The following is a 26,276-nucleotide window of genomic DNA, read 5'->3' as shown; positions in this document are numbered from 1 at the left end:
GAATCGACAGAATGCCGCAGCGGCATGTGTGTGTCGCGATTGCAATACGCATCCACCAATTGCTCACAGCTTCTCCAAAGGAAGATTAAGGCGGCGTTAACCCTCTTCCTGGCGGAGTCGAGCGTGGTCTAGAGTGAATGCGATTCGACCGGCGGTACCGCGGCTTTCCGTAAAGCCATGCCGGAAGTTCCGTTCATGCGTAGGCGGTATCTCCTCTGGAGCCCTCACGATGCTCCCGAGGCGTGAACACATTTGGCCTTGCAGCAGGCCTTGGACAACTTCGGGAGGACCGCGCGGCATGGCCGGGCAAGGGGAGCGCAGGACACAGGGCGAGGGCAAGCCAGGAATCCTTGCGGGATTCCCCCATGTTCCCTTGAGCCTGATGCTGCTCTCCGGAACCTCGGAAGCGGCCCTCGGCGCCGAGGCGTCCTTTCCGCTTCTGGACCAGACCTCCGATCTTCTCGATTACTTTTATGGCCTGAATCTGCACAGCGCCGCCGCCTTCGGGCTCTTCATGGGGCTCGTTTCGCTCACCACCATCACCTCCCTGCTGCTGATGGTGGAACGCCGCCGCTCCGCGCGCGTGGAGCGCGCCCTGAGGAAGGAGCTTGCGGCCCTGCGGGGATCGGACGATCTCGCGGCCCTGCTCATGGGTTCCGAGCGGCAATTGCTGGTGAGCTGGCAGGGCCGCGACAGCGAGCCGCGTTTCCAGGGTGATCCGTCCATCATCGGCGAGGGAGCGCCCGCGCGGCGTGCGCTCGCCTTCGGGACATGGATGCAGCCGGGCGATGCCGCTGCGGTGGATGCGTCTCTCGAGCAGCTGAAACAGCGCGGCGAAGCTTTCCGCCAGGTGGTGCGCACGCTGTTCGACCGCTTCATCGACGTGGAAGGCCGCACCATCGGCGGCCGCGCGATCCTGCGCCTGCGCGACGTGACGGGCGACAGGGCCGAGTTGCTGAAGACCCGCGGCGAGCTTGCCACGGCGCGCAGCGACCTGCGCTCCATGACCATGCTGCTGGACGACGTGGCCTATCCGCTCTGGATTCGCGATGCGGACGACAAGCTCATCTGGGCGAACCAGGCCTACTTGCGGGCCGTCGAGGCGTCGGGCCTGGACGATGCGATCTCCCGCTCCGTTGAGCTCCTGAGCGAGCGAGCGCGCGACGAGGCGAAGCGCCAGCGCAAGAACGGCGCGGCATACGCCGCACGCGTGACGGCGGTCGTCGCGGGTCAGCGCGCCGTGCTCGACGTGATCGAGCGGCCGACATCCGGCGGCAGCGCCGGCATCGCGGTGGACGTCTCCGAACTTGAGGCCGTGCGCAACGATCTGCAGCGACAGATGGATGCGCATGTGCGCACGCTCGATCAGCTGCCGACGGCGGTGGCGATCTTCGATGCCGCACAGACCCTGATCTTCAGCAACGCCGCCTATCAGCAGCTCTGGGGACTCGACCCGGCGTTCCTCGCCTCGCGCCCGACGGACAGCGAGGTGCTCGATCGCCTGCGTGCTGCGCGTAAATTGCCGGAACAGGCGGATTTTCGCGCATGGAAGGCGGATTTCCTCGCGGGCTACCGCTCGGTCGAGCAGCAGGAAACCTGGTGGCATCTCCCCGACCGCCGCACCTTGCGCGTCGTTATCAATCCCAATCCGCAGGGCGGCGTGACCTATCTTTTCGACGACGTGAGCGAGCGCTTCGAGCTCGCTTCGCAAGTCAACTCGCTGACCCAGGTTCAGGGTGAGACGCTCAACACGCTGAAAGAGGGCGTCGCCGTGTTCGGCTCGGACGGCCGCCTCAAGCTGCACAACCGCGCCTTCGCGGATATGTGGGATCTGCCACCCGACATGCCGGCGCAGAACCCGCATGTCGACGCTATCATCAAGATTTGCCGCCAGCTCGCGCCCCAGGAGGAGCCGTGGATCGACATCCGCGGTGCCGTGGTGGGCCTGGCCGACATGCGCATGGGTCATTCATGCCGCTTCGAACGCCGCGACGGCACGGCGCTCGATTGCACGGCGCAGCCCCTGCCCGACGGCGCGACGCTGCTCAGCTTCACCGACGTGACCGCGAGCGTGAACGTGGAACGCGCCCTCACCGAGCGCAACGACGCGCTGGAGCGCGCCTCGCGCCTGCGCGACGAATTCGTGCATCACGTATCCTACGAGCTCCGCTCGCCGCTCACCAACATCATCGGCTTCACGCAGCTGCTCGGCGACGAGACCGTGGGCGCGCTCAATCCGCGCCAACGTGATTACGCGGATCACATCATGCGCTCTTCGGCGGCGCTGCTCGCCATCCTCAACGACATTCTCGACCTTGCTTCCATCGATACGGGATCACTCGAACTCACGCCGGAAATCGTCGATATCCGCTCCACCATCGAAGCCGCCATGCGCGGGCTCGAGGACCGGCTGGCGGAATCCTCGCTCCATCTCGTCATTGATACGCCCGACGACATCGGCACCTTCGTGGCGGACGGCAAGCGCGTGCGGCAGATCCTGTTCAACCTGCTCTCCAACGCGGTCGGCTTCTCCTCGCCGGGGCAGACCATCACGGTCTCGGCGCGCAAGCGCGGCAGCGAGGTGGTCTTCGACGTGAAGGACCAGGGCCGCGGCATTCCGCCGGAGATCAAGGCGCGCATCTTTGAACGGTTTGAGAGCCATACGCTCGGCACCCGCCACCGGGGCGTCGGCCTGGGCCTGTCTATCGTCCGCTCCTTCGTGGAACTGCATGGTGGGCGAATCGAGCTCACCTCCACGCCGGGTGAGGGCACCACGGTGACCTGCATCTTCCCCAATGAGCGGCAGGAATCGCCTTCCGATGGCCGATCGGCCTCATCTGCGTTAACTCCTATGGCTGCCGAGTAGGATCGCAGCGATGGTGAATGGATTGGCCCTCATGTCCGAGCAGGATGTTTCCCAAGCCGCGTGGATCGTGACGCTTTCCGATCACGAAGCCACGGAGGATTTCGCGCGCAAGCTCGCGGAGGAGTTGAAGCCCGGCGATCTCGTGACCCTCTCGGGCGGCCTGGGCGCGGGCAAGACTACCTTCGCCCGCGCGCTCGTCCGCGCCCTGACAAGTGAGCCGGAGCTCGAGGTTCCGAGCCCCACCTTCACCCTGATGCAGGTTTATGACGGCCCGCTCTGTCCCATCGTCCATGCGGATTTCTATCGGCTCTCCGGCGGCTACGAATTGGTGGAGCTGGGCTGGGAGGAGGTGACGGAGAACGCCGTCTCGCTCGTGGAATGGCCGGAGCGCGCCGAGGGTGCGCTGAATCCCGACCACCTGGACATCCGGCTCGATTTCGGGCCCGGAGGCCAAGGGCGCATCGCCATGCTCACCGGCACGGGCACCTTCGCCTCGCGCCTCCAGCGCATCAAGGCCTTCCGCAACCTGGTGGAGAGCTGCGGCTGGTCCAATGCGGTCCGCCTGCCGATGCCGAGCGACGCGTCCGTGATCCGCTCCTACGAGCGGCTGATCAAGATGACCGGCGAGACTGCGCTGCTCATGATATCGCCGCCACGACCCGCAGGTCCGCCCGTGCGGCGCGGCAAGCCCTACACGACCATCGCCAAGCTCGCGGAGACCGTTCATGCCTTCGTGGCCATGGACAAGGGTCTGCGCGCGTTAGGTCTCAGCGCGCCCTACATCTACGGCGAGGACCTTGATACGGGCCTCCTGCTGATCGAGGATCTCGGCGTGGATCCCGTCACAGACGAGAGCGGCCCGATCCCGGAGCGCTATGCGGAGGCCACGCGCCTTCTCGTCAAGCTCCACACTACCGAGCTGCCGCAGGTGCTGCCGGTGACGGAGGGGATCGAGCACGCGATTCCTCGCTACGATCTCGAAGCGCTCCTGATCGAGGTTGAGCTTCTCGCCGACTGGTATGTGCCGCACATCATCGGTACCCAGCTCTCGGGCTCTGCGCGCGCGGAATTCCTCAACCTCTGGACCGAAGCGCTCGGCGAGATTCTCGCAGGTCCCACCACGTGGACCCTGCGCGATTACCACTCGCCCAACCTGATATGGATGTCACAGCGCGAAGGCTTGCAGCGCGTGGGTCTCATCGATTTCCAGGACGCGGTTCTGGGCCCCCCGGCCTACGACGTCGCCTCGCTCCTGCAGGACGCGCGCGTGACTGTGCCGGCCGATCTCGAACTGAAACTCATCGGCCTCTATGCCCGCGAGCGGAAGAGCGCGGATCCCGCCTTCGACGTGTCGACCTTCGCCCGCGCCTACGCAATCATGGCGGCACAGCGCGCCACCAAGATCCTCGGCATCTTCGCACGGCTCGACAGGCGCGACCGCAAGCCTCACTACCTGAGGCACCTGCCCCGGGTCGAAACCTACCTCACCCGCAACCTGGCGCATCCCGCTTTGGCGAAGCTCAAGGTCTGGTATGAGAGCTATCTCCCACGGCTCATCCCGCTCGAGGATGAGACGCCTCCTTCCGCTTGAGCCATTTCAGTGTCCGATTCTCCTCAGCGTCAGCCCCACACCGCCATCGTTCTCGCAGCGGGCCTCGGCAAGCGCATGCTGCCGATCACGGCGACCATGCCGAAGCCGCTCGTCAAGGTGGCGGGCGAAAGCCTGATCGACTTCGCGCTCGACAAGCTGCATGAGGCCGGCATCGGCAGGGTGGTGGTCAATGTGCACCACTTCGCGGACATGCTGGAAGCGCATCTGCGCACCCGCACCTTTCCGCAGATCGAGATCTCCGACGAGCGCGACCAGCTGCTCGAAACCGGCGGCGGCGTGAAGAAGGCGCTGCCGCTTCTAGGAAGCGATCCCTTCGTCACCTTCAACTCCGACTCCATGTGGATCGAGGGCGAGAACCCGAATCTCAAGCGCCTCGTGGCCGCCTGGGAGCCCGGGCGCATGGACATCCTGATGCTCGTCGCCCCGTTATCCACAAGTGTCGGTTACGAGGGGCTCGGCGATTTTCACTGCGATGCCGATGGCCGTCTGCGACGCCGCGGGAGCGATCCGCACGCCGATTTCGTCTATGCGGGCGTGGCCGTCGTGAAGCCGGAACTCGTGGCGGGAACGCCGGACGGGCCCTTCTCGGCGAACGTTTTCTATGACCGCGCCATCGTGAAGGGCCGCCTCTACGGCTTGCCTCTGGAGGGCCAATGGCTGCATGTTGGAGAGCCTCACACGATTGCTGAGGCGGAGAGGTGCCTTGCCGCCAGCAAGCGCTGAGGTGTTGTTGTGCCGAGCCTGCCGCGTGTTTTCTCGATCCCTCCGGGTTGCGCCTTTCTGCCTGCCCTAGTGGACGCGCTGCTCGATGGCCGCCTCGTCGGCCCTCTGTCCGAAGATCCAGCCGCGCTCGCCGACGTCACCATCTACGTTCCGACCCGCCGCGCCACCCGCGCGCTGATTGCGCTCCTGGCGGAGCGTGGCGCGGGCCGCGCACAGCTTCTGCCGCGCATCGTGCCTCTGGGCGAGGCGGACGAGGCCGAATTCGAGCTCACGGGCCTGGAGGGAACGCCCCTGGCGGAAGCCGCGAGCCTGAAGCCCCCCATTCCGCCGCTGGAGCGCCGCCTCATCCTCACGCGCCTGGTGCAGCGCTGGTCGGCGGAAGTAGACCGCGCTCTGCTGCAGCTCGGCCCCGAAGTGCCCTTCATGGTGCCCGCTTCCCCCGCAGATGCAGTCAATCTCGCGGGCGATCTCGAGACTCTCATGGATGCCTTCACAACGGAAGGCGTCGATTGGCACGCGCTCGAACTCGCCGTGGATTCGGATTACTCGAAGTATTTCGAGATCACGCGCCATTTCGTGCAGATCGCGAGCGAGAACTGGCCGAAGATCCTCGCCGAACGCCAAGCGAGCGATCCGGCGCAGCGGCGCACGGCGCTCATCGAGGCGGAAGCGCGCAGGCTCACCCGCGAGCGGCCGGGCCATCCGATCATCGTGGCGGGCTCCACCGGCTCCGTGCCCGCCACCGCCAGCCTGATGGCCGCCATCGCGCGCCTGCCGCGCGGCGCGATCGTGCTCCCCGGCCTCGACACGGATCTCGACGAGGCGAGTTGGTCCACCATCGGGGGCGCGGGCGACGACGAGACCGATCCGGTGCACGGCCATCCGCAGGCGTCCCTTCGCCGTCTCATGGACAAGCACCTACGTATTCCGCGCTCCGAGGTCGTGATCCTCGGCGAGCCGCCGGAACAGGCGCGCGCGCGCAATCACCTGCTCTCCGAGGCACTCCGTCCGGCCGATACCACGGACCGCTGGGCGCTCATCACGCCGGAAGAACGCCTAGCCATGAGCCGCAGCGGCTGCGAAGGACTGGTGATCATCGAGGCCGCGGACGAGCGCGAAGAAGCCCTCACCATCGCAATTGCCCTGCGCGAAACGCTTGCCCATCCGGACAGGACCGCGGCGCTCGTCACGCCCGACCGCGCTCTCGCGGCCCGCGTGACGGCGGAACTCGCCCGCTGGGGATTGAGCGTGGAGGATTCGGCGGGCATCCCGCTCTCCGACACGCCCGCCGGACGCCTCGCGCGATTGACGGCGGAGGCGGCGGCCGAGGACCTGAGCCCCGTGCGCCTGCTCTCGCTCGTCGCGCATCCGCTCGTGCGCCTGGGCTTTACGCGCTCCGCGATCGAACATGCTGCCAGCGTTCTCGAAATCGGCGTGCTGCGCGGCCCCGCGCCGGCCCCCGGCATCGAGGGCATACGCGCGGCCCTCGCCGCCCGCCGTCACGGGAAGGACCATCGTACGCCCCGCCCGCGCGCGCGCCTCACCGACGCGGATTGGGACCTCGCCGACACGCTGCTGCAGCGTCTCGCCCTCGCGTTCCAGACCTTCACGCCCGCCGCCCACGGCGAGGGGCGCCTCGATCTCATGGCGCTTGTGGAGCACCATCGCCGGAGCTTCGAACTCCTCTGCGCACTGCCGGAGGACGACGAGAGCGACAACGAACCGTCCCTCGAGCCGCTGGCCGCTCTCTTCGACGATCTCGAGAACTCGGACATCCGCGAGGAGGAAGGCCATCCGCTCCTCGGCCGCTTCGTGGATTATCCCGCCTTCTTCACGGCGCTGGCCAAGCAGCGCAGTTTAAGCCCATCCCCGCGCTCCACGCATCGCCGCCTGAAGATCCTCGGCCTTCTCGAAGCGCGTCTTCTGACCGTCGATCGCGTCGTGCTCGGCGGATTGGACGAGGGCACCTGGCCGCCGCGCACGGTGACGGATGCGTTCCTCAACCGTCCCATGCGCGCCCGCGTCGGCCTGATGCCGCCGGAGCGGCGCATCGGCCAGACGGCGCACGATTTCGTGCAGGCGCTCGGCACGCACGACGTGGTGATCACCCGCGCGCAGAAGCGTGATGGTTCGCCTATGGTGCCCTCGCGCTTTCTGCAGCGCCTCAAGGCCTTTACCGGCAAGCCGGTGTGGGAGACGATGGTGAAGTCCGGCGAATATTACCGCCGCCTCGCGCGCACCCTCGATACGCCGGCGCCGGCGCCAGCCCTTCCGCGCCCGCGTCCGAAGCCCGATCCCGCTCTCTTCCCGCGCTCTCTGAGCGTCACGGAAGTGGAGACGCTGGTGCGCGACCCCTATTCCATCTTCGCGCGCCACGTCCTGAAGCTCGATGCGCTGGAGGCGATCGCCGTCGCGCCGAGCGCGGCCGAGCGAGGCACGATCATTCACGATGTGATCGGCCAGTTCGCCGAGCGCTACCCGAAGGATCTGCCCGCGCACGCGCAGGAGATCCTGCTGGGTCTTGGCGAGGCGGCCTTCGCCGAGATCGCGCGGGCCTATCCCGAACTCTATGCCGAATGGTGGCCGCGTTTCGAGCGGCTCGCCATCGCGTTCGTGAACTGGGAGCAGGAGCGCCGCCCCGGCCTCGCGCAAATCCATGCCGAGCGCTCCGGCAGGCTCTCGATCCCGCTGCCGGACGGCTCGGTGTTCAACCTTCGCGCCCGCGCGGACCGTATCGAGCAGCGCCGCGACGGGGGCTTCACCATCATCGATTTCAAGACCGGCCAGCCGCCGGGAATCCGCGAGGTCTATGCGGGCTTCTCGCCGCAGCTGACGCTGGAAGCGGTGATGCTGATGAAGGGCGCCTTCAAGGGCCTGCCCATGGCGAAGGAGACGCCGGATCTGATCTACGTTCACACCACCGGCGGACGCGAACCGATCAGGCCGCGCGAGATCAAGCAGACACGGGACGAGGAGCGCTCCGTGCCTGAGATCGTGGAAGAGCATCGCCGCCGCTTCGAGGGGATGATCACGCGCTTCGTGAAGGGCGAGGCGGCCTATGTCTCGCGGCCTTTCCCGAAATATGCGCGGCGCTTCTCCGACTATGATCATCTGGCGCGCGTGAAGGAATGGTCGCTGGCGAGCGCCGGCGGGGCCGAGGGCGGCGAATGAGCAACGATCTCGTCATACCCGACTATACCCGGGAGGCGCAGCGACGCGCCGCCAACCCGCGCGCCTCGGCCTGGGTGTCGGCCAATGCGGGCGCGGGCAAGACGAAGGTGCTGACCGACCGCGTGGTGCGCCTGCTGCTCTCGGGCTCGCTGCCCGGCCGCATCCTGTGCCTCACCTTCACCAAGGCCGCCGCCGCCAATATGGCGATCCGCGTGTTCGAAAGGCTGGGGCGGTGGGTGACCATGGACGAGGAAAGCCTCGTCGCCGAACTCACGGAGCTGGAGGGCCTCAAGCCCACGCGCCAGCAGCTGAAGCTCGCCCGCACGCTCTTCGCCCGCGCGGTCGAGACGCCGGGCGGCCTGAAGATCGACACCATTCACGCCTTCTGCGAGCGGCTTCTGCATCTCGTGCCCTTCGAGGCCAACGTGCCCGCGCGCTTTGCCGTGCTGGACGAGAACCAGACCGACGAGATGCTGTCGCAGGCCGTGAAGAACGTGCTTGCTGACGCATCCAACGGCAACTTCCCTCACCTGAAGGACGCGCTCGACATCATCAGCGTCGACGCAGTGGGCGATGCGCTCACCGCTGCCCTCAACGCCGCTCTTCGCTGCAAGGACTTTCTGCACGACGACGCCGGCATCGTGCGCCTGCGGAAGGAGCTCGGGCTGCAGCCTGATGAGACGCTCGAAAGCATCGAAGGGGCGATGCTGGAGAGTGGGATTGCGCCGAAAGAATGGCCTGCCGTCGCGCAGGAGCTCTTGCAGGGAAAGAGCACCGACCAGAAGCGGGCCGCTTCTCTCATTGCAGCGTCGGAGGCACTCGATCCCTCCGCCAAACTGGAGCACTACCTTTCTGTCTTCTTCACCGATGCCGGGACGCCCCGCAAGGGATCCGCTTTCCTGACGAAGGACATCGATGACGGTTTGAAAGAGAGGCTGCTCGATGAGCAAAGCCGGCTCTGGAACCTCATCGACAAGCGCAAAGCCGCGCGCGCCGTGGAACGCACGCAGGCGCTCTTCCTCCTCGCCGCCGAAATCCACGACCGCGTCGAAAATCAGAAGATGCGGCTCGGTGCCCTCGACTTCCAGGATCTCATCGACAAGACGCTAGCGCTGCTTTCGCGCGGCGATACGGCCTGGGTGCTCTACAAGCTCGATCGCGGCATCGATCATGTGCTGATCGACGAGGCGCAGGATACGAATCCGCAGCAATGGGAGATCCTGCGCAAGATCACGGAGGATTTCACCGCCGGCGAGGGTGCTGGTGGGAGCCGCATCCGCACGCGCTTCGCCGTGGGTGATCCCAAGCAGTCGATCTACGGCTTCCAGGGCGCGGTTCCGCTGGAATTCGAACTGACGCGCAAGAGCTGGATGAAGGAGGCGCGAGACGCGCAGCTTCATTTCGAGGACGTGTCGCTCACCATGTCCTTCCGCTCCACGAAAGCCGTTCTCTCGGCGGTGGACGCCACCTTCGCGGTCGAGAGGAACTTCAAGGGATTGTCCTTCGAGGACAAGGCGATCGGCACCGTCCACGAGAGCGCGCGTCCGCACGCGCCGGGTCTCGTGGAACTCTGGCCGACGGAAACGCCCGCCGAGGACGAGGAGCCGGAGGCCTGGGTGCTTCCCGTGGACGAGCCCGAGCAGCAATCGCCACCGGTCGTGGTGGCGCAGCGCATCGCGCAGGCCGTGAAGTGCTGGACCACCAAGGGTGACGAGAGCGGACGCGTCTGGACGCCAGGCGACGTGCTCGTTCTCGTGCGCAAGCGGGGTGCTGCCTTCGAGGCGGTGATCCGCGCCCTGAAGGGAGCGGGCGTGCCGGTGGCTGGCGCGGACCGGCTGAACATCGGCGAGCACATTGCCGTGCTCGATCTCGTGGCGGCGGGACGCGCGGCGCTTCTGCCGGACGACGACCTCACGCTCGCCACCGCGCTCAAATCGCCTCTCGTCGGCCTCAACGACGACGATCTGGTCCGCCTCGCCGCCACTCGCGCCGACGACGAGTCGCTCCACGCCGCCTTGCAGCGCCACGGTGCAGCGGGCGACACGAAGGCGAAGGCCGGATGCGAGGCGTTGCAGGCGTGGCGCGACCTCGCCGCGCAGCATGGCCCCTTCGGCTTCTTCGCCACGCTGCTTGGCCCGCGCGGGGGACGCTCGAAACTCGTGGCGCGGCTTGGCAGCGAGGCGGGCGACGCCATCGACGCCTTTCTTTGCTTCGCGCATCAATCGGAAATGACGGAGACGCCTTCGCTCACGGTTTTCATCAACCGATTCGAATCCGCCTCGCACACCATCAAGCGCGACCTCGATTCGGTGAACAGCGAAGTGCGCGTGATGACGGTGCATGGAGCCAAGGGGCTGGAGGCGCCCGTCGTCATTCTCATCGACGGCTGTGAAGTGCTGGGCCGCGATCCGCCGCTGCTGCAATTGCAGACGAAAACGGGCGACGCGATTCCCGTCTGGGCTCCGGGCAAGAGCGCCGATTGCAGCGTGATGGAAGAGGCGCGCGATCTTCTGCACGCCAAGGGTTACGAGGAGCACAATCGGCTTCTCTACGTGGCGATGACCCGCGCCAAGGATCGGCTGGTGATCGCTCCATACCGCACCAGCGGCAAGGAGAACCCGCAGGATGCCTGGTGCGAAATGATCCGCCACGGGCTCGTGCAGAAGGCAGGCGGCCTGGAGCCCAGCAAAGCGCCCTATGGCCCCATCGACATCTGGCGCGAAGGATCGCCGCTCGCCCGTACGCTGGCGGCGGAATCCGATATCGCGCCGCTGGAAGCCTTCGATGTGCCGGACTGGCTGGCGCTTCCGGCGAAGCCCGAGCCCGAGCCCCTTCCCCCGGTCCGCCCCTCGAGCGCCTTGGGCGCAGCCGAGCGCATGACGCGGCCGGGCGATGGCCCCTATGCGCCCGAGGCGCGGCTTCGCGGCACTCTGGTCCATGCTCTGCTGGAACGCCTGCCCGCCTTGAGTCCGGAGCACCGGGAAGCCATGGCGCGCGCCTATGTGCGGGCGCGGGCCCCGCGTTTGGCGCCTGCGGTCTGCGAAACGGTGATCGCCAATGCACTCGGCGTCCTGGAGCACGAAGATCTCAAGGCGCTCTTCGGACCGGGCTCCCGGGCCGAGGCTCCCATTGCAGGCAAGGTTCTGACGGCCCATGGGGAACTCCTAGTCTCCGGCCAGATCGACCGCCTCGCCGTGCTGGACAGGGAAGTTCTGGTGGCCGATTTCAAGACCACGGCCCGGGCGCCGAGGTCTGGCCAGATGCCGCCGCAATCCTATGTGGCTCAGCTTGCGCTCTATCGGGCGCTGCTGTCCGAGATCTATCCGAACAAGCGTATCCGCACTTTCCTGGTCTGGACCGCGGGTCCGGTGATCCACGAACTGATGGAACCCGAACTGGAGACGGCGCTTACCCTCATCAAAGCGGCGTGAGCGAAGGACAGCCCTTGCTTGATTCCCGGACGGGCCGTTCTTACCTTGGCCCTATCGTCGAGCGGCTCTGCACTGAGTCGCTGTATCAAAAGTTCAAAGGTGATGTGATGGCGACCGTTAAGGTGACCGACGCGAGCTTCGAGCAGGACGTCCTGCAATCCTCCGAGCCCGTCGTGGTCGATTTCTGGGCCGAATGGTGCGGCCCCTGCCGCATGATCGGCCCGGCCCTGGAAGAGATTTCCAACGAAATGGCCGGCAAAGTGAAGATCGCGAAGGTCAACGTTGACGAGAACCCGCAGATCGCCTCCCAGCTCGGCATCCGCTCGATTCCGGCCCTCATGATGTTCAAGGGCGGTCAGGTAGTGGCCCAGAAGATCGGCGCCGCCCCCAAGGGCGACCTCACGAAGTGGATCCAGGCTTCCGCCTGATCGGCTCAGTACGGGATTCGAAAGGGGCCCTCAGGGGCCCTTTTCACGTCCGATGCTCTACACCCGGCCCATGGCGTTCTGGTTCATGTAGATGATCTCCCAGATATGCCCGTCCAGGTCGCTGAAGCTGCGGCCGAACATGAAGCCGTGATCCTCCGGCTCCCGCACCTCCCGGCCGCCCTGCGCCAGGGCTCTGTCGACGAGCTGGTTCACCCGTGTCCTGCTCTCCACCGAGAGGCAGGTGATCACCTCGGTCGTCCGCGTGGTGTCTGCGACCGGCCTGCGGGCGATCTCCCGGAACCTCGCCTCCGTGAGCAGCAGAGCGAAGATCTCGTCCGAGATCGCCATGCACGCGGCGCTCTCGTCGCTGAGTTGCGGGTTGAAGCCGAAACCCACCCCTTGAAAAAAGCGCACCGACCGCTGCAGGTCCTTCACCGGCAGGTTGACGTAGATTTTGGTGGCCATGGCCGCTTTCCTTATTCGGGCAGCGTTCCATTGGCTGCCAGCACCTCACCTGCCAGATAGAGCGAACCGCAGATCAGGACACGGGGTGGGCGGTCCCAAACGTAGTCGTGCAGCGAGGCCAGGGCGGATTCCACGCTCGGCGCGACGGAAGTGGTGAGTCCCACACTCGCAGCAATGGCAGCCACTTCCTCGGCAGGGCGCGCGGCGATCTGGCCTGCGATCGGCACCGCGATCACCTCGCGGGCGAGGCCTGAGAAATTCTTGAAGAAGGCCTGGGAATCCTTGGTACCGAGCATTCCGGTGATCAGCACCAGCGGCGCATCGCTGCGCTCGCTCTGATCGGCCATGGCCGCGGCCAGTACGCGCCCGCCATCGATGTTGTGCCCGCCGTCGAGCCACAGCTCACAGCCCTGCGGCGCGATCTCGGGCAGGCGCCCTTTCGAGAGGCGCTGCAGGCGTCCGGGCCATTCGGCGCGGGTGAGGCCCGCCTCGAAGGCGGATGTCTCGAACTGCTCGAAACCCGCAGCGCGCAGCGCCGCGATGGCCGTTCCCGCATTGGTGAACTGATGCCGCCCGATCAGCTTCGGACGGGGCAGGTCGAGCAGGCCGTTCTCGTCCTGGTAGACGAGACGGCCTCCCTCTTCATGCACGGAGAAATCATGCTGGCCGACGAGCACAGGCGCCGCGCCGATTCGCTCCGCCTCCCCACACAGGGTGCGGTCGGCCTCCAGGTAATCCTGCGGCGCGATCACGGCCGGGCAGCCGCGCTTGAAGATGCCCGCCTTCTCCTTGGCGATGGCCTCAAGCGTCGTGCCGAGATACTCCGCGTGGTCGTGGCCGATGGGCGTGACCACGGCGGCGGCGGGCTTATCGATCACGTTCGTCGCGTCGAAGCGTCCCCCCAAGCCCACTTCGAGCAGCAGCACGTCGGCGGGCTCTTCCGCGAAGATCAGCAGCGCGGCCGCTGTGGTGATCTCGAACACGGTGATCGGCTGAGCCTTGTTCACCGCCTCGCAGCGGCGGAAGGCCTCGACGAGGCGGCTCTCGGTCACGTATTGCCCCCCGCCGAAGCGGCCGAGACGGATGCGCTCGTGAAAGCGGACGAGATGCGGCGAGGTATAGACATGAACGGCAAGGCCCGCGCTCTCCAGAATCGCCCGCATGAAGGCGATGGTGGAGCCCTTGCCGTTGGTGCCGGCCACATGGATGACGGGCGGCAGACGGCGCTCGGGATGACCGAGCTCCGCGAGCAGCCGCTGAATGCGCCCGAGCGACAGGTCGATGGTCTTCGGGTGCAGGGCGAGAAAACGCGCGATCAGCGCATCGGAAGAGTCCAACGCCCCGTCCTCAACTATTCGGCCGCAGCCGCTACGGCCGGCGTGGTCGTCGTGCTTTCGGTGGGAGCCGCCGCAGGAGCCTTCATGAACAGGCGCGAGAGGCGGGCAATGGTGGATTTCAGATCATGACGATGGACCACCATGTCCACCATGCCGTGCTCCTTCAGGTATTCGGAACGCTGGAAGCCGTCGGGCAGCTTCTCGCGGATGGTCTGCTCGATCACGCGCGGGCCGGCGAAGCCGATGAGCGCACCGGGCTCGGCGAGATGCACGTCGCCCAGCATCGCATAGGATGCGGTGACGCCGCCGGTGGTGGGATTGGTCAGCACGACGATGTAGGGAAGGCGCGCATCCCGCAGGCGGCGGACCGCCACCGTGGTGCGCGGCATCTGCATGAGGGAGAGAATGCCCTCCTGCATGCGCGCGCCGCCCGAACCGGCGAAGAGCACGAAAGGAGTCTTCTTGTCGAGGGCGGTCTCGGCGCCCTTGATGAAGGCCTCGCCGGCGGCCATGCCGAGGGAGCCGCCCATGAAGCCGAAATCCTGTACGGCGATGGTCATCGGCAGGTCCTCGACGCGGCCGAAGCCCACCTTGAAGGCATCCTGCTGGCCGGTCTTGGCACGGGCATCCTTCAGGCGGTCGACATAGCGCTTCTCGTCGCGGAACTTCAGCGGATCGACGGCCACTTCCGGCAGCGCCACGTCGAGCCAGGTGCCGCCGTCGAACATGAGCTGGAGGCGCTGCGTCGCCGAGATGCGCATGTGGTGGTTGGAGCCGGGGATCACCCACTGGTTCGCCTCCACGTCCTTGTGGAAGACCACCTGCCCCGTATCCGGGCACTTGATCCAGAGATTGTCCGGCGTCTCGCGCTTGAAGAGCGTCTTGATTTTCGGACGGACGACTTCGGAAATCCAGTTCATCTCAATCTATCCTCTCGTCATGCCCGGACCTGTCCGGGCATCCACGCCCTGTCGGCGTGGAAAGACGCGGATGACCGGGACGAGCCCGGTCATGACGTCCGTTGTTTCTTCAAGCGGCCGTGCGCTTGGCCACCGAGCGCACGCCTTCGCTCAATTCCTTCACCAAGGTGGTGACGGCGTCGACCGAGCGCGAGGTGGCGCGGCCCTGTTCGTCGAGGGTCCCCTTCAGCGCATCGATGAGTGCCGAGCCCACCACTACGCCGTCGGCTCCTTGAGCCACCGCCGCCGCATGGGCGCCGCTCTTCACGCCGAAGCCCACCACGACTGGCAGGGGCGTATGGTGCTTGATGCGCTCCACCGCCGAGGCGACCTTTCCGAAATCGGGCGTCGCCGCGCCGGTGATGCCAGTGATCGAAACGTAATATACGAACCCAGCCGTATTGGCGAGCACCGCAGGGAGGCGCTTGTCGTCGGTGGTCGGGGTGGCGAGACGGATGAAGGCGAGGCCCGCCTGGAGGGCCGGAAGGCACAGCTCGTCGTCCTCTTCCGGCGGAAGATCCACGACGATGAGGCCATCGACGCCCGCTTGCCTGGCGTCGGCCAGGAAGCGGTCGACACCATAGACGAAGATCGGGTTGAAATAGCCCATCAGGATCACGGGCGTGTCCTGATCCTCGGCTCGGAAGCGGCGGACGAGGTCGAGGGTCTTGACCGTATCCTGGCCGACTTTCAGGGCGCGCAGGCCCGCCGCCTGGATCGCCGGCCCGTCGGCCATGGGATCGGTGAAGGGCAAGCCGAACTCGACGATGTCGGCTCCCGCCTTGGGCAGGCTCTTCAGAATGGCAAGGGAGGTCTCCGGATCCGGGTCGCCCGCCATGACGTAGGTGACGAGGGCGGCGCGGCCTTCCGCACGGCATTGCTCAAAACGGGCTTCGATGCGCTTGGTCATGGGCGGGTCTTTAGCACGGGAGAGAGTCGGGATGAAACCTGTTCGGCATGAGGATACGAAATGAAGGCCTTCGTCATCCCCGGACCGGCCTCGGGGATCCACGTCCGCTCACGCCGAAGGCGTGAATGGTCGGGGCGAGTCCGGCCATGACGGGAGAAGGTCTAAGCGATCTTGTTGCCCAGATGCTCTGCGATCTGGAACAGGTCCTTGTCGCCGCGGCCGCTGATATTGACCACCATCAGGTGATCCTTCGGCTTCTGCGGCGCGAGCTCGACGACCTTGGCCAGCGCGTGGCTGGGCTCAAGGGCAGGCAGGATACCCTCGAGCCGTGCACAGAGCTGAAAGGCCTCCAGCGCCTCCTCGTCGGTGGCGGAGATGTAGGTCACGCGGCCCATCTCGTGCAGCCAAGCATGCTCCGGGCCGATACCGGGATAGTCGAGGCCGGCCGAGATCGAATGGGCATCGTCGATCTGCCCGTCATGGTTCATGAGCAGATAGGTGCGGTTGCCGTGCAGCACGCCCGGACGGCCGCCGGTGAGCGAGGCCGCATGGAGCTTGTCGAGGCCGTGGCCCGCGGCCTCCACGCCGTAGATCTCCACTCCCGTGTCGTCGAGGAAGGGATGGAACAGCCCGATGGCGTTGGAGCCGCCGCCGATGCAGGCGACGAGAGAATCCGGCAGGCGGCCCTCCGCTTCCATCATCTGCTTGCGGGTTTCCTCGCCGATGACGCACTGGAAATCGCGCACCATGGCCGGATAGGGGTGCGGCCCCGCCACCGTGCCGATGCAGTAGAAGGTGTCGGCGACATTGGTGACCCAGTCGCGCAGGGCCTCGTTCATGGCGTCCTTCAGCGTCCTCGTCCCGGACTGCACGGGCACCACCTTGGCGCCTAGCATGTTCATGCGGAACACGTTGGGCTTCTGCCGCTCCACGTCCACCGCACCCATGTAGACGATGCATTCGAGCCCGAACCGCGCGCAGAGGGTGGCGGTAGCGACCCCGTGCTGGCCCGCGCCGGTTTCGGCGATGATGCGCTTCTTGCCCATGCGGCGGGCGAGAAGGATCTGGCCCAGCACGTTGTTCACCTTGTGCGCGCCGGTATGGTTCAGTTCCTCGCGCTTGAAGTAGATCTTCGCGCCGCCCGACAGGCCGGAGGCCGTGGAAACCTCACGAAGATGCTCCGTCATGCGCTCCGCGAAGTAGAGTGGGCTCGGACGGCCGATATAGTGCTTGGAGAAATACTCCATGTCTGCGTGGAAGGCCGGGTCGTTCTTGGCCTCGTTGTAAGCCTTCTCCAGCTCCAGGATGTTCGGCATCAGGGTCTCGGCGACGAAGCGTCCGCCGAACTGACCGAAATGCCCGCGCTCGTCGGGACCAGTGCGGAAGGAGTTGGGTTGGGCTTGAGCTGACACGGTCTGTCCTGCTTAACGGTTGGGCATTCCCCGGAAACGGGGCTGCCGGTTTTCCGGGAGGAAATGCGGTCTTCCTCTATGACTGGGCAGCGAATGCTGTCCGGGCCGCCTTGATGAAGGCCTCGATCTTCCTCGAGTCCTTCAGGCCCGGTCCGCTTTCCACCCCCGACGAGACATCGACGGCCCTCGGACTCGTGAGCCTGATGGCTTCCGCCACGTTGTCGGGGTTGAGCCCTCCTGACAACATGATGGGAAGTGCCGGGTCAAGCCCGTTCAGGAGTTTCCAGTCAAAGGAGATGCCGTTGCCGCCGGGAAGCGCGTCCGCCGTGCGGGGCGGCTTGGCATCGAGCACGATGTGGTCGGAACCCGTGGCATAGGAGGCAAGAGCCTCCAGATCTCGCTTCTCCGCGACGCCGAGGGCCTTCATCACCGGGCGCCGGACGATTGCGCGGATTTCCGCGACACGCTCGGGCGTCTCGCTCCCATGCAGCTGGATCAGGTCAGGATTGATGGCCTCGACGGCCTGCGCGATGTCCTCGTCGCCGGGATCGACCAGCAGCACGACGCGCCTCGCGCGGCCCTTCGCCTGCAGAGAGAGGCGGTGGCCGAGGTCGAGAGTCACGTGGCGGGGACTCTTCGGAAAGCGCACGAAGCCCACCATGTCCGCGCCAGCGTCCAGCGCGGCCGCGAGGGTTTCGGGGGTCGAGAGCCCGCAGATCTTGATCAACGCGTTCATTGTTTCATTTTATACCGGATTGGCCTGCGAACGCCACACCAGCATTGCCGCAGCCAGATCCTCCAGCGCCGTACCCACGGATTTGAAAACCGTGATCACCTTGTCGCCGCGCTGCGGCGGATTGCGGCAGAGATCGAACAGGGTGCCGCGCACATGGCCCTCTGGGATCGCGCCCTTCTGGATGGAGACGGCGACATCCCCGCCCTCGAACTTGGCCGCCTCCGTGTCGACATAGACCTGGGCCCGGCGCAGGGCCTCGTCGTCGGCCTCGCGCATCTTCAGATTGAAGGCGCCCACCAGATCGAGATGCACGCCCTCCCTCAACCAGGCGCCCTTCACGATGGGCGAGGTGGAAAGCGTGGCGCAGGAGACGAGGTCGGCCTCCCGCACCGCCGCCTCGAGATCCGTGACCGCCGAGACGGGCAGTCCCTCGGCGCGAAGCTCCGCCGCCAGGGCCTCGGCCTTCTCGGGCCGGTGATTCCACAGAGACACCTCGCGGATGGGCCGCTGGCTCATGTGAGCGCGGATGAGGAAGGGCGCGAGCGCACCCGATCCCACCATGACCATGCGGCTCGAATCCGCGCGGGCCAGATACCGCGCCGCGAGCGCCGAGGCCGCGGCCGTGCGCCACACGGTCAGCCGCGTGCCGTCGAGTACGGCGACCGGCGCGCCCGTCCCACCGTCCATGAGAAGATACGAACCCATGACGCTGGGAAGATTTCTCGCGCCGTTCTCCGGAAACACGGAAACCACCTTCACGCCGACGAAGCCGCCTTGAGTGGCGGGCCCCGTCCAGGAAGGCATCAGCAGCAAGGTGCCGTGAGCCCCCGCACGCTCGATATCGTGATGGTGGCGCACCGGCGTGACCATGTCGCTGCGAAAGGCACTACCCAAGGCATCGACCAGGGCAGGAAAGGCGAGAGCCCGATCGATCTCGGCAGAGGAAATGACGCGCATGGGCAGGGGTCGCTTCGGAAGGAGCTAAAGGCTCTGCGACTGCGGGGACGGCAGCGTTGCCGGCAGGCCCGCCGCCGCGTTCTGGCTGCGCAGGCGCTCGGTTTCGTGGCGCAGCTGCCGCGTCTCGCGCCGGAGCTGCCGGCGCGACTTGCGGTTTCTGCCTTGAGCGAGCCAGCTCGCCGTTCCGCCGATAACGACGCCGACCATGACGGCGGCGAAGATCACGGCGAAGAGCGGCAGCTGTGTCGCGAATTCGGGCGCCTCTTGCGAGAACGGGTCCAGGGACAGGGTCACCGGAGCGCGATTCGCGACCGCGAGCAGCACCACCAGAATCGCGATCGGCAGGAGAATGAGCGCTTTAAGAAAGCGAATCACGAGCACCTCTTAAACCGTTACTGGGCCGCGGCCGCCTTCAGCACCTTGGATGCCGGAGCATTGAGCCGCTGACGCATTTCCTTGCCCGTCTTGAAGACGGGCACGACTTTCTCGGAGATGGAAACGGATTCACCCGTGCGCGGGTTGCGGCCCGTGCGGGCGTCCCGCTTCTTCACGGAGAACGCCCCGAAGCCCCGCAGCTCGACCCGATCCCCGCGAGCCAGCGCATCTGCGATGGTGTCGAGAATCGCGTTCACGATCTTCTCCACGTCGCGTTGGTACAAATGCGGGTTCTGCTCGGCAATCTTGAGCACCAGTTCTGATTTAATCATGGAAAGGCTATATCTTTGACGCTGCTTTATTTTTCGGAAGGGTGCCAGACGGCCAGCAGCCCGTCAAGCTGTGCTGCCTCAACGTGAGTATCCGCCTGGCGCAGGGCTTGCGCCGCTCTCTCGAAGCCGAGGAGGCTCACCGTCGTGGCCGCCATGGCGAAGAGGGAAAAATCGCGGTCGGAGCGAGGCTTCCAGTCCCGGACGGGAAGGTTCCTGGCCACGCCCTTCTCGGTTTCGAGCCAGGCCACCGCATCGCGCTCGCTGCCAACCTTGTCTACGAGCTTCAGGGGCAGACCCTGACGGCCGTTGAAGACCTGGCCGGTTGAGGCCGCGGCCAACTCGCTCTCGCTCAGGCGGCGGCGCTCGCGCACGAGGGCCTTGAACCAGTCATAGGTGTCGTTGACCACTGTCTGCACGGCAGCACGCGCTTCCGGGCTCGTGGGCGTGAAGGGGTTCGGCTCCGCTTTGAGCGGCGCGGACTTGATGGCCTCCACCTTTACCCCGACCGTGTTCATGAGTCCCGTGAGGTCGGGGTACTGGAACAGCACGCCGATGGAGCCCACGAGCGAGGTTTCGCGGGCGACAATGTAGTCCGAGGCGATCGCCGTGATGTAACCGCCGGACGCCGCGGTGCCGTCCACGAAGGTCACGACCGGCTTCCTCTCGGAAAGGCGGCGGATGTTCCTGTAGAGCTCCTCGGACCCCGTGGTGGTACCGCCGGGACTGTTGATGGAGATCACGACGCCGGAGACGAGGCCGGAATCCCCCACCCGCCTCATCAGGTCCGCCATCCGCTGCTGATCACCGGTGATCAGGCCGTCGACGGAAATGCGGGCGATCTGCTGCTGCACGCCGCCATAGCCCATGCGGTCGGCGGCGGCATAGCCGATGGCGGCGACGGCGGCGATCAGCCCGGAGAAACCCGCAATGCGCCAGAACGAGAGCTTTCGGCGCAGGCGGCGGCGGTCGGCAATGGCTTCGGCATCGATGGACATCGGTTCGTCTCTAACTCGGTTCACTGATCTGGAGGCAGCACCCTAGAGCCTCGCGCCCGAAAGTGAAATCCACTTTTGGGTGCCGGGCCGGGGCTCTCCTTGCAGGAGGCGCATCCTCGGGCTGAGAAACCGCGGGGCCGCACCGGCGACCCGGAGGGCCGCGCGAGCGAGATCCGTTTCGCCTTTGGAGCGTGATGCACAGCAAAGGCAGATAGGGCGGCGAGACAGGCAACCAACAAAAAACCCGCACGAGACGTCGCGCGGGTTCCAAAATGAAAATCCCCGGGCCGCGGCCCGGGGATCCATCGGGTTCCGAAAACCGGCAGCCCGATTACTTCTTGTCGGTACGAGCCTTGAGCGCCGCACCCAGGATGTCGCCGAGCGACGCGCCCGAGTCGGTCGAGCCGTACTGAGCCATGGCCTCCTTCTCCTCGGCGACCTCGAGGGCCTTGATGGAGAGGGTGACGCGGCGGGCCTTGCGGTCGAACTGAGTGACGCGGGCGTCGATCTTCTCACCGGCGGCGAAACGCTCCGGACGCTGATCGGCGCGGTCGCGAGCGAGCTCCGAGCGCTTAATGAAGGTGGAGAGGTCGGTGTCGACGATCTTCACCTCGATGCCGCCGTCCTTCACCTCGAGAACCTCGCAGGTGACGACCTGGCCCTTCCTGAGCTCGCCGGCCTCGGCGAAGGGATCGCCGGCCAGCTGCTTGATGCCGAGCGAGATGCGCTCCTTCTCCACGTCCACGTCGAGAACCTGAGCGCGAACCATGTCGCCCTTCTTGAACTCGTCGATGACCTGCTCGCCCGGACGGTTCCAGTCGAGGTCCGAGAGATGGACCATGCCGTCGACGTCGTTCTCCAGGCCGATGAAGAGACCGAACTCGGTCTTGTTCTTCACCTCGCCCTCGACGACGGAGCCGACAGGGTGCTTCTCGGCGAAGGCCTCCCACGGGTTCTGCAGCGTCTGCTTCAGGCCCAGGGAGATGCGGCGCTTCACCTGATCGACCTCGAGGATCACGACCTCGACTTCCTGCGAGGTGGAGATGATCTTGCCGGGGTGGACGTTCTTCTTCGTCCAGGACATCTCGGAGACGTGGATCAGGCCTTCGATGCCCGGCTCGAGCTCGACGAACGCACCGTAATCGGTGATGTTCGTGACGCGGCCCTTCAGCTTGGCGCCAACCGGGTAACGGGCGGCGATGCCTTCCCACGGATCGGCCAGCAGCTGCTTGATGCCGAGCGAGATGCGGTGCGTCTCGTGGTTGATCTTGATGATCTTCACCTTCACCGTCTGGCCGATCGTGACCACCTCGGACGGATGGTTCACGCGGCGCCACGCCATATCGGTGACGTGCAGCAGGCCGTCGATGCCGCCCAGATCAACGAACGCACCATACTCGGTGATGTTCTTGACCACGCCGTCGATGACCTGACCCTCTTCGAGGTTGGCCACGAGCTCGGAGCGCTGCTCGGCGCGGCTCTCCTCGAGGACCGTGCGGCGAGACACGACGATGTTGCCGCGGCGGCGATCCATCTTGAGGATCTGGAACGGCTGGGCCACGCCCATAAGCGGGGTGACGTCGCGGACGGGACGGATGTCCACCTGGGAGCGAGGCAGGAAGGCCACGGCGCCGTCGAGGTCGACCGTGTAGCCGCCCTTGACCTGGTTGAAGATGGTGCCGTTGACGCGCTCGCCGGCCTCGAAGGCCTTCTCGAGCTTCACCCACGACTCTTCGCGGCGAGCCTTGTCACGGGAGATGACGGCCTCGCCCAGCGCATTCTCGATGCGCTCGACATAAACCTCGACCTCGTCGCCGACCTTGATCTCACGGTCGCGATTGGGGCCGGTGAATTCTTTCAGAGCGACGCGACCTTCGGTCTTTGCGCCGATATCGATGACCGCCACGTCCTTCTCGATGGCGACCACCTTGCCCTTCACCACCGAGCCTTCGTTGATCTCGGACGTACGGAAGGATTCTTCGAGCAGAGCAGCGAAATCTTCGCGGCTCGGCTGTTGGAAAGCTGCAGACATAGGTTCTCCTGAATGGCCCTCGTTTAAGGGGCAACGCCGGCGGCTGGTGTTATCGGGACGCTTCCCTCCGCCGATGCCAGGAACGCCCCCTTGAGGGCCATGTCCCGGGCACACCGCTCCATCGAGCGGGCCGGCGTATCGCCGGCGGACAGAAACGCGTTCATCGTCAAGACCTTAACAGAACGCCAGAGGGGCGCGCACCACGCACCCTCGAACACGGCGTACCGTCAATATCCGTCGAATGGGCGTTCCTTTATCCCAAATGGCCTTGGATCACAAGGCTTTCAAGGATCTGGCGCGCGAGGAGCGGCCTCCAAGGCCCACCGGACCGCCCCTCAGAGGGGAACCTCCGAACGCCGGGCCTGGGTGGCGGCCCAGCCGAGGGCCTGTTCCAGCCGGTCGTTGCCCCAGAACATCTCGCCGTCCTCGGCGAAGAAGGTGGGCGCGCCGAAGACGCCCCGCGACTGAGCCTCGTCGTTGAGGCGGCGCAGCCGGGTCTTGTTGGTGTCGGACTGGGCCTCGGCGGTCACATCCTCCGGATCGAGCCCGAGGCCGGACAGGATGCCGGAAATGACCTGCGGGTCGGAGATGTCCCGCCCCTCGCCGAACTCGGCCGTGTAGACGGCCTTGGTGAAGACCGGCGTCCATCCCCTGTCGAGGCCGAGCAGGGCGACGCGGGCAGCCAGAAGCGTGTTCTGCGGGAAGGGATTGGGCTTGAAGAGGGACAGGCCGAAGCGCACGGCCTCCCGCTCCATGTCCCGCCACATGTAGCGGCCCTTGGACGGGTATAGATTGAAGGGCGAGGTGTCCCAGCCTTGCGTCTTGAAGATGGGACCCAGGAGAAACGGCCGCCAGACGAGTTCCACGCCCGCCTCCTCGGCCGCCTGCTCGATGCGCATGGCGGTGAGATAGGAATAGGTGGAGGCGAACTCGTACCAGAACTCTAAAGTCGGACGACGGATCATGGGCGCCTCTCTCCTTGCTCTCCGGACCAGGGGCTAAAGCATCCCTCTTCCCTTGGGCACCCCCTTCTGTTGCGGGCAGGGATGCGGGAGAAGCATATCGCTCCCCGGGCCTGCGCCGCCGCCTGCGGAGTGTCCGGTCCGGCCCACGATACGATGAGCCTCCCGAAAGGAGCAACGGATGGTCTCCGAAAGTGGCTTCCCCTTTCGGGTCCGATGTTCTAAGTCGCGGGCATCCTTTCATTCTGGAACATCGACCATGGCTTCGACGCGCGTGAACAAAGTCGTGCTCGCCTATTCCGGCGGTCTCGACACCTCCATCATCCTCAAATGGCTGCAGACCACCTATGGCTGCGAGGTGGTGACCTTCACCGCCGATCTCGGCCAGGGCGAGGAGCTGGAGCCGGCCCGCAAGAAGGCTGAGCTGCTCGGAATCAAGCCCGAGAACATCTTCATCGAGGACCTGCGCGACGAGTTCGTGCGCGACTACGTGTTCCCGATGTTCCGCGCCAATGCGCAATACGAGGGCCTCTATCTGCTCGGCACCTCCATCGCCCGCCCGCTGATCGCCAAGAAGCAGATCGAGATCGCCGAGAAGGTCGGGGCCGACGCGGTGGCCCACGGTGCCACCGGCAAGGGCAACGACCAGGTGCGCTTCGAGCTCGGCTACTACGCCCTGAAGCCCGACGTGACCGTGATCGCCCCCTGGCGTGAATGGGACCTGCGCTCCCGCGAGCAGCTCATCGCCTTCGCCGAGGCCCACCAGATCCCGATCGCCAAGGACAAGCGCGGCGAAGCTCCGTTCTCCGTCGACGCCAACCTCCTGCACGCCTCCTCCGAGGGCAAGGTGCTGGAGGACCCCGCGATGGAAGTGCCGGATTACGTCTATTCGCGCACCAACGATCCAGAGACCGCGCCCGACACGCCGACAGTGATCAGCATCGAGTTCCTCAAAGGCGATCCGGTCGCCATCGACGGCAAGAAGATGGGTCCGGCCGACCTCCTTGCGAAGCTCAATGAACTCGGGCGCATCAACGGCATCGGCCGCCTTGATCTCGTCGAGAACCGGTTCGTGGGCATGAAGAGCCGCGGCATGTACGAGACGCCCGGCGGCACGATCCTTCACCTTGCCCATCGCGGCATCGAGTCCATCACCCTCGACCGCGGCGCCGCGCACCTGAAGGACGAGCTGATGCCGAAATATGCCGAGCTCATCTACAACGGCTTCTGGTTCTCGCCGGAGCGCGAGATGCTCCAGGCTCTCATCGACAAGAGCCAGGAATTCGTCACAGGCGAAGTGAAGCTGAAGCTCTACAAGGGCGGCGTCCACCTCATCGGCCGGACAAGCCCCTTCACGCTCTACGACCAGGACCTCGTGACCTTCGAGGAAGGCGCGGTGGCTTACGACCACCGGGACGCCGCAGGCTTCATCAAGCTGAACGCGCTGCGCCTGCGCACGCTCGCCCAACGCAAGAAGAAGCTCGGGCTTTAAGACATGGATGCGTCGGTCGTTGCCGTCAGCCGCAGCCCGACGCATTCCTTCGCCAAGCCGAATGTGGCGAGGATCCGGCTTTTGGCCGGGCTCGGCATCGAAGGCGATGTTCATGCAGGAGAAACGGTCAAGCACCGCTCCCGCGTGCAAGTCGACCCCACCCAGCCGAATCTGCGCCAGGTCCATCTCATTCACACGGAACTCTTCGAGGAATTGGCCAAGAAAGGCTTTTCCGTCGCGCAGGGAGAGTTGGGCGAGAACCTCAACACCCGCGGCCTCGACCTGCTCGCCCTTCCCGTCGGCACGAGGCTTCATCTCGGCGCTTGCGCCGTCGTGGAATTGACGGGCCTGCGCAATCCCTGCGTCCAGATCGACCGTTTTCAGAAAGGCCTCATGGCCGCCGTGCTCGACCGCGACGGCGCAGGACAGCTCGTTCGCAAAGCGGGAGTCATGGGAATCGTTCTGACGGGCGGCGAGGTTCGTCCCGGCGATAGGATTGCCGTCACTCTGCCCCTCGGGCCGCATCGCCGGCTTGAGCGGGTGTGAGAGCGTTCAGCGCAACCACTTTTGCTCGTTGACCTCCCGCTCGCCGTGGAAACGCCGCTCCATGCGGATAGCGAGGCGTCGCACGGTGGCGTAGCTGCGTCAGAGCATCCGCTTCAGCCGAAGAAATGTCTTCAGATCGGCTTGACTTGACCTGTAATCCTTGTCGCGCCAGTCCTCATCGACAAGAGCGACGGCTTCCTGCGTCAGCGTTTCCACCTGTGCGAGGGACGGTTTGGGCTTACGGCGGAAGAACATGACGGCACTCCCCTTTTGAGATGAGGCGCCCACCGGGTCTCCTAGTGGCCGGGGAGTCGAGAAGCCGCCCACAGACGACTGGAATGACCTTTAGGCTTTCGCCCTGGACATGCGTCACCGCCTCTCCGACCGTAAGGTGGGAAGGCATCTTTGCAGCCGGTACCGGGCCGCTCTTGGAGGGGTTCTCACGCCCCGGAGGCGGGTGCGCCCGGCTCCGGTGACGAAATAACACGGTCGCATGGCGCGGGGTCAACTGGCTTGAGGCGCCCGACGCGTCTTC

21 protein-coding genes are annotated in these 26,276 nt (G+C 65.8%); 8 read left to right on the top strand and 13 right to left on the bottom strand.

Annotated elements, in window-relative coordinates:
- Positions 1–298: 298 nt before the first annotated feature.
- The 6 genes from GR328_RS11250 (at position 299) to trxA (ending at position 12,231) form a co-directional block, all read left to right on the top strand.
- Entirely contained in the window at positions 299–2,866 is a 2,568-nt protein-coding gene (locus GR328_RS11250; RefSeq protein WP_246215805.1) for a PAS domain-containing sensor histidine kinase, read from the top strand.
- A gap of 31 nt (positions 2,867–2,897) precedes the next feature.
- Entirely contained in the window at positions 2,898–4,457 is a 1,560-nt protein-coding gene (tsaE, locus tag GR328_RS11245) for a tRNA (adenosine(37)-N6)-threonylcarbamoyltransferase complex ATPase subunit type 1 TsaE (RefSeq protein WP_170304117.1), read from the top strand.
- Positions 4,458–4,466: 9 nt separating this feature from the next.
- Positions 4,467–5,201, top strand: coding sequence for a sugar phosphate nucleotidyltransferase (locus tag GR328_RS11240; RefSeq protein WP_160884616.1), 735 nt, complete (start codon positions 4,467–4,469; stop codon positions 5,199–5,201).
- 9 nt (positions 5,202–5,210) lie between these two features.
- Positions 5,211–8,372, top strand: coding sequence for a double-strand break repair protein AddB (addB, locus tag GR328_RS11235; protein ID WP_160884615.1), 3,162 nt, complete (start codon positions 5,211–5,213; stop codon positions 8,370–8,372).
- Positions 8,369–11,803: a double-strand break repair helicase AddA gene (addA, locus tag GR328_RS11230; RefSeq protein WP_160884614.1), complete on the top strand. Its 3,435-nt coding sequence runs from the start codon at positions 8,369–8,371 to the stop codon at positions 11,801–11,803. Before addB ends, addA begins: the two co-directional genes overlap by 4 nt.
- Before the next feature lie 107 nt (positions 11,804–11,910).
- On the top strand, positions 11,911–12,231 hold the full coding sequence (gene trxA / locus GR328_RS11225) for a thioredoxin (RefSeq protein ID WP_160884613.1): 321 nt from the start codon (positions 11,911–11,913) through the stop codon (positions 12,229–12,231).
- Positions 12,232–12,288: 57 nt separating this feature from the next.
- Here the strand turns inward: trxA and GR328_RS11220 are convergent, their stop codons facing one another.
- From GR328_RS11220 to GR328_RS11165, 12 genes are all read right to left on the bottom strand, one after another.
- Positions 12,289–12,696, bottom strand: a complete 408-nt coding sequence (locus tag GR328_RS11220) for a VOC family protein (protein WP_160884612.1) — start codon at positions 12,694–12,696, stop codon at positions 12,289–12,291.
- A gap of 11 nt (positions 12,697–12,707) precedes the next feature.
- The gene (locus GR328_RS11215) at positions 12,708–14,033 is read right to left on the bottom strand and encodes a bifunctional folylpolyglutamate synthase/dihydrofolate synthase (protein WP_160884611.1); all 1,326 of its coding nucleotides are present in this window, start codon (positions 14,031–14,033) and stop codon (positions 12,708–12,710) included.
- Between the two features lie 14 nt (positions 14,034–14,047).
- The gene (accD, locus tag GR328_RS11210; protein WP_160884610.1) at positions 14,048–14,953 is read right to left on the bottom strand and encodes an acetyl-CoA carboxylase, carboxyltransferase subunit beta; all 906 of its coding nucleotides are present in this window, start codon (positions 14,951–14,953) and stop codon (positions 14,048–14,050) included.
- A gap of 109 nt (positions 14,954–15,062) precedes the next feature.
- The gene (gene trpA / locus GR328_RS11205) at positions 15,063–15,902 is read right to left on the bottom strand and encodes a tryptophan synthase subunit alpha (RefSeq protein ID WP_160884609.1); all 840 of its coding nucleotides are present in this window, start codon (positions 15,900–15,902) and stop codon (positions 15,063–15,065) included.
- Between the two features lie 161 nt (positions 15,903–16,063).
- Positions 16,064–17,314 (bottom strand): tryptophan synthase subunit beta, encoded by a 1,251-nt coding sequence (gene trpB, locus GR328_RS11200; RefSeq protein ID WP_160884608.1) that lies wholly within the window; start codon positions 17,312–17,314, stop codon positions 16,064–16,066.
- Positions 17,315–17,390: 76 nt separating this feature from the next.
- Positions 17,391–18,050, bottom strand: coding sequence for a phosphoribosylanthranilate isomerase (locus GR328_RS11195; RefSeq protein ID WP_160884607.1), 660 nt, complete (start codon positions 18,048–18,050; stop codon positions 17,391–17,393).
- 9 nt (positions 18,051–18,059) lie between these two features.
- On the bottom strand, positions 18,060–19,007 hold the full coding sequence (gene lhpI / locus GR328_RS11190; RefSeq protein WP_160884606.1) for a bifunctional Delta(1)-pyrroline-2-carboxylate/Delta(1)-piperideine-2-carboxylate reductase: 948 nt from the start codon (positions 19,005–19,007) through the stop codon (positions 18,060–18,062).
- Positions 19,008–19,031: 24 nt separating this feature from the next.
- A complete protein-coding gene (locus tag GR328_RS11185) occupies positions 19,032–19,382 on the bottom strand; it encodes a lipopolysaccharide assembly protein LapA domain-containing protein (RefSeq protein ID WP_160884605.1) in 351 nt (116 codons plus the stop codon).
- Between the two features lie 17 nt (positions 19,383–19,399).
- A complete protein-coding gene (gene ihfB, locus GR328_RS11180; RefSeq protein WP_160884604.1) occupies positions 19,400–19,714 on the bottom strand; it encodes an integration host factor subunit beta in 315 nt (104 codons plus the stop codon).
- A 26-nt stretch (positions 19,715–19,740) separates the two neighbouring features.
- Positions 19,741–20,709 (bottom strand): signal peptide peptidase SppA, encoded by a 969-nt coding sequence (sppA, locus tag GR328_RS11175; RefSeq protein ID WP_160884603.1) that lies wholly within the window; start codon positions 20,707–20,709, stop codon positions 19,741–19,743.
- A 331-nt stretch (positions 20,710–21,040) separates the two neighbouring features.
- The gene (gene rpsA, locus GR328_RS11170; RefSeq protein ID WP_160884602.1) at positions 21,041–22,741 is read right to left on the bottom strand and encodes a 30S ribosomal protein S1; all 1,701 of its coding nucleotides are present in this window, start codon (positions 22,739–22,741) and stop codon (positions 21,041–21,043) included.
- A 335-nt stretch (positions 22,742–23,076) separates the two neighbouring features.
- Entirely contained in the window at positions 23,077–23,706 is a 630-nt protein-coding gene (locus tag GR328_RS11165; RefSeq protein ID WP_160884601.1) for a 2-hydroxychromene-2-carboxylate isomerase, read from the bottom strand.
- Positions 23,707–23,962: 256 nt separating this feature from the next.
- Here GR328_RS11165 and GR328_RS11160 point away from each other — a divergent pair, with 256 nt between their 5' ends.
- Positions 23,963–25,195, top strand: a complete 1,233-nt coding sequence (locus tag GR328_RS11160; protein WP_160884600.1) for an argininosuccinate synthase — start codon at positions 23,963–23,965, stop codon at positions 25,193–25,195.
- A gap of 3 nt (positions 25,196–25,198) precedes the next feature.
- Positions 25,199–25,741 (top strand): MOSC domain-containing protein, encoded by a 543-nt coding sequence (locus tag GR328_RS11155; protein WP_160884599.1) that lies wholly within the window; start codon positions 25,199–25,201, stop codon positions 25,739–25,741.
- 99 nt (positions 25,742–25,840) lie between these two features.
- On the opposite strand, the gene GR328_RS11150 is transcribed toward GR328_RS11155, so the two are convergent.
- Complete coding sequence (locus GR328_RS11150; RefSeq protein WP_160884598.1) at positions 25,841–25,996, bottom strand: hypothetical protein; 156 nt, start codon at positions 25,994–25,996, stop codon at positions 25,841–25,843.
- Between the last annotated feature and the right edge of the window lie 280 nt (positions 25,997–26,276).

It is taken from the genome of Microvirga makkahensis, from assembly GCF_009830105.1.
Lineage (GTDB): Bacteria > Pseudomonadota > Alphaproteobacteria > Rhizobiales > Beijerinckiaceae > Microvirga > Microvirga makkahensis.
Note: the sequence above shows the minus strand (reverse complement) of the source record. Positions and strands in the feature narration are given on the sequence as shown.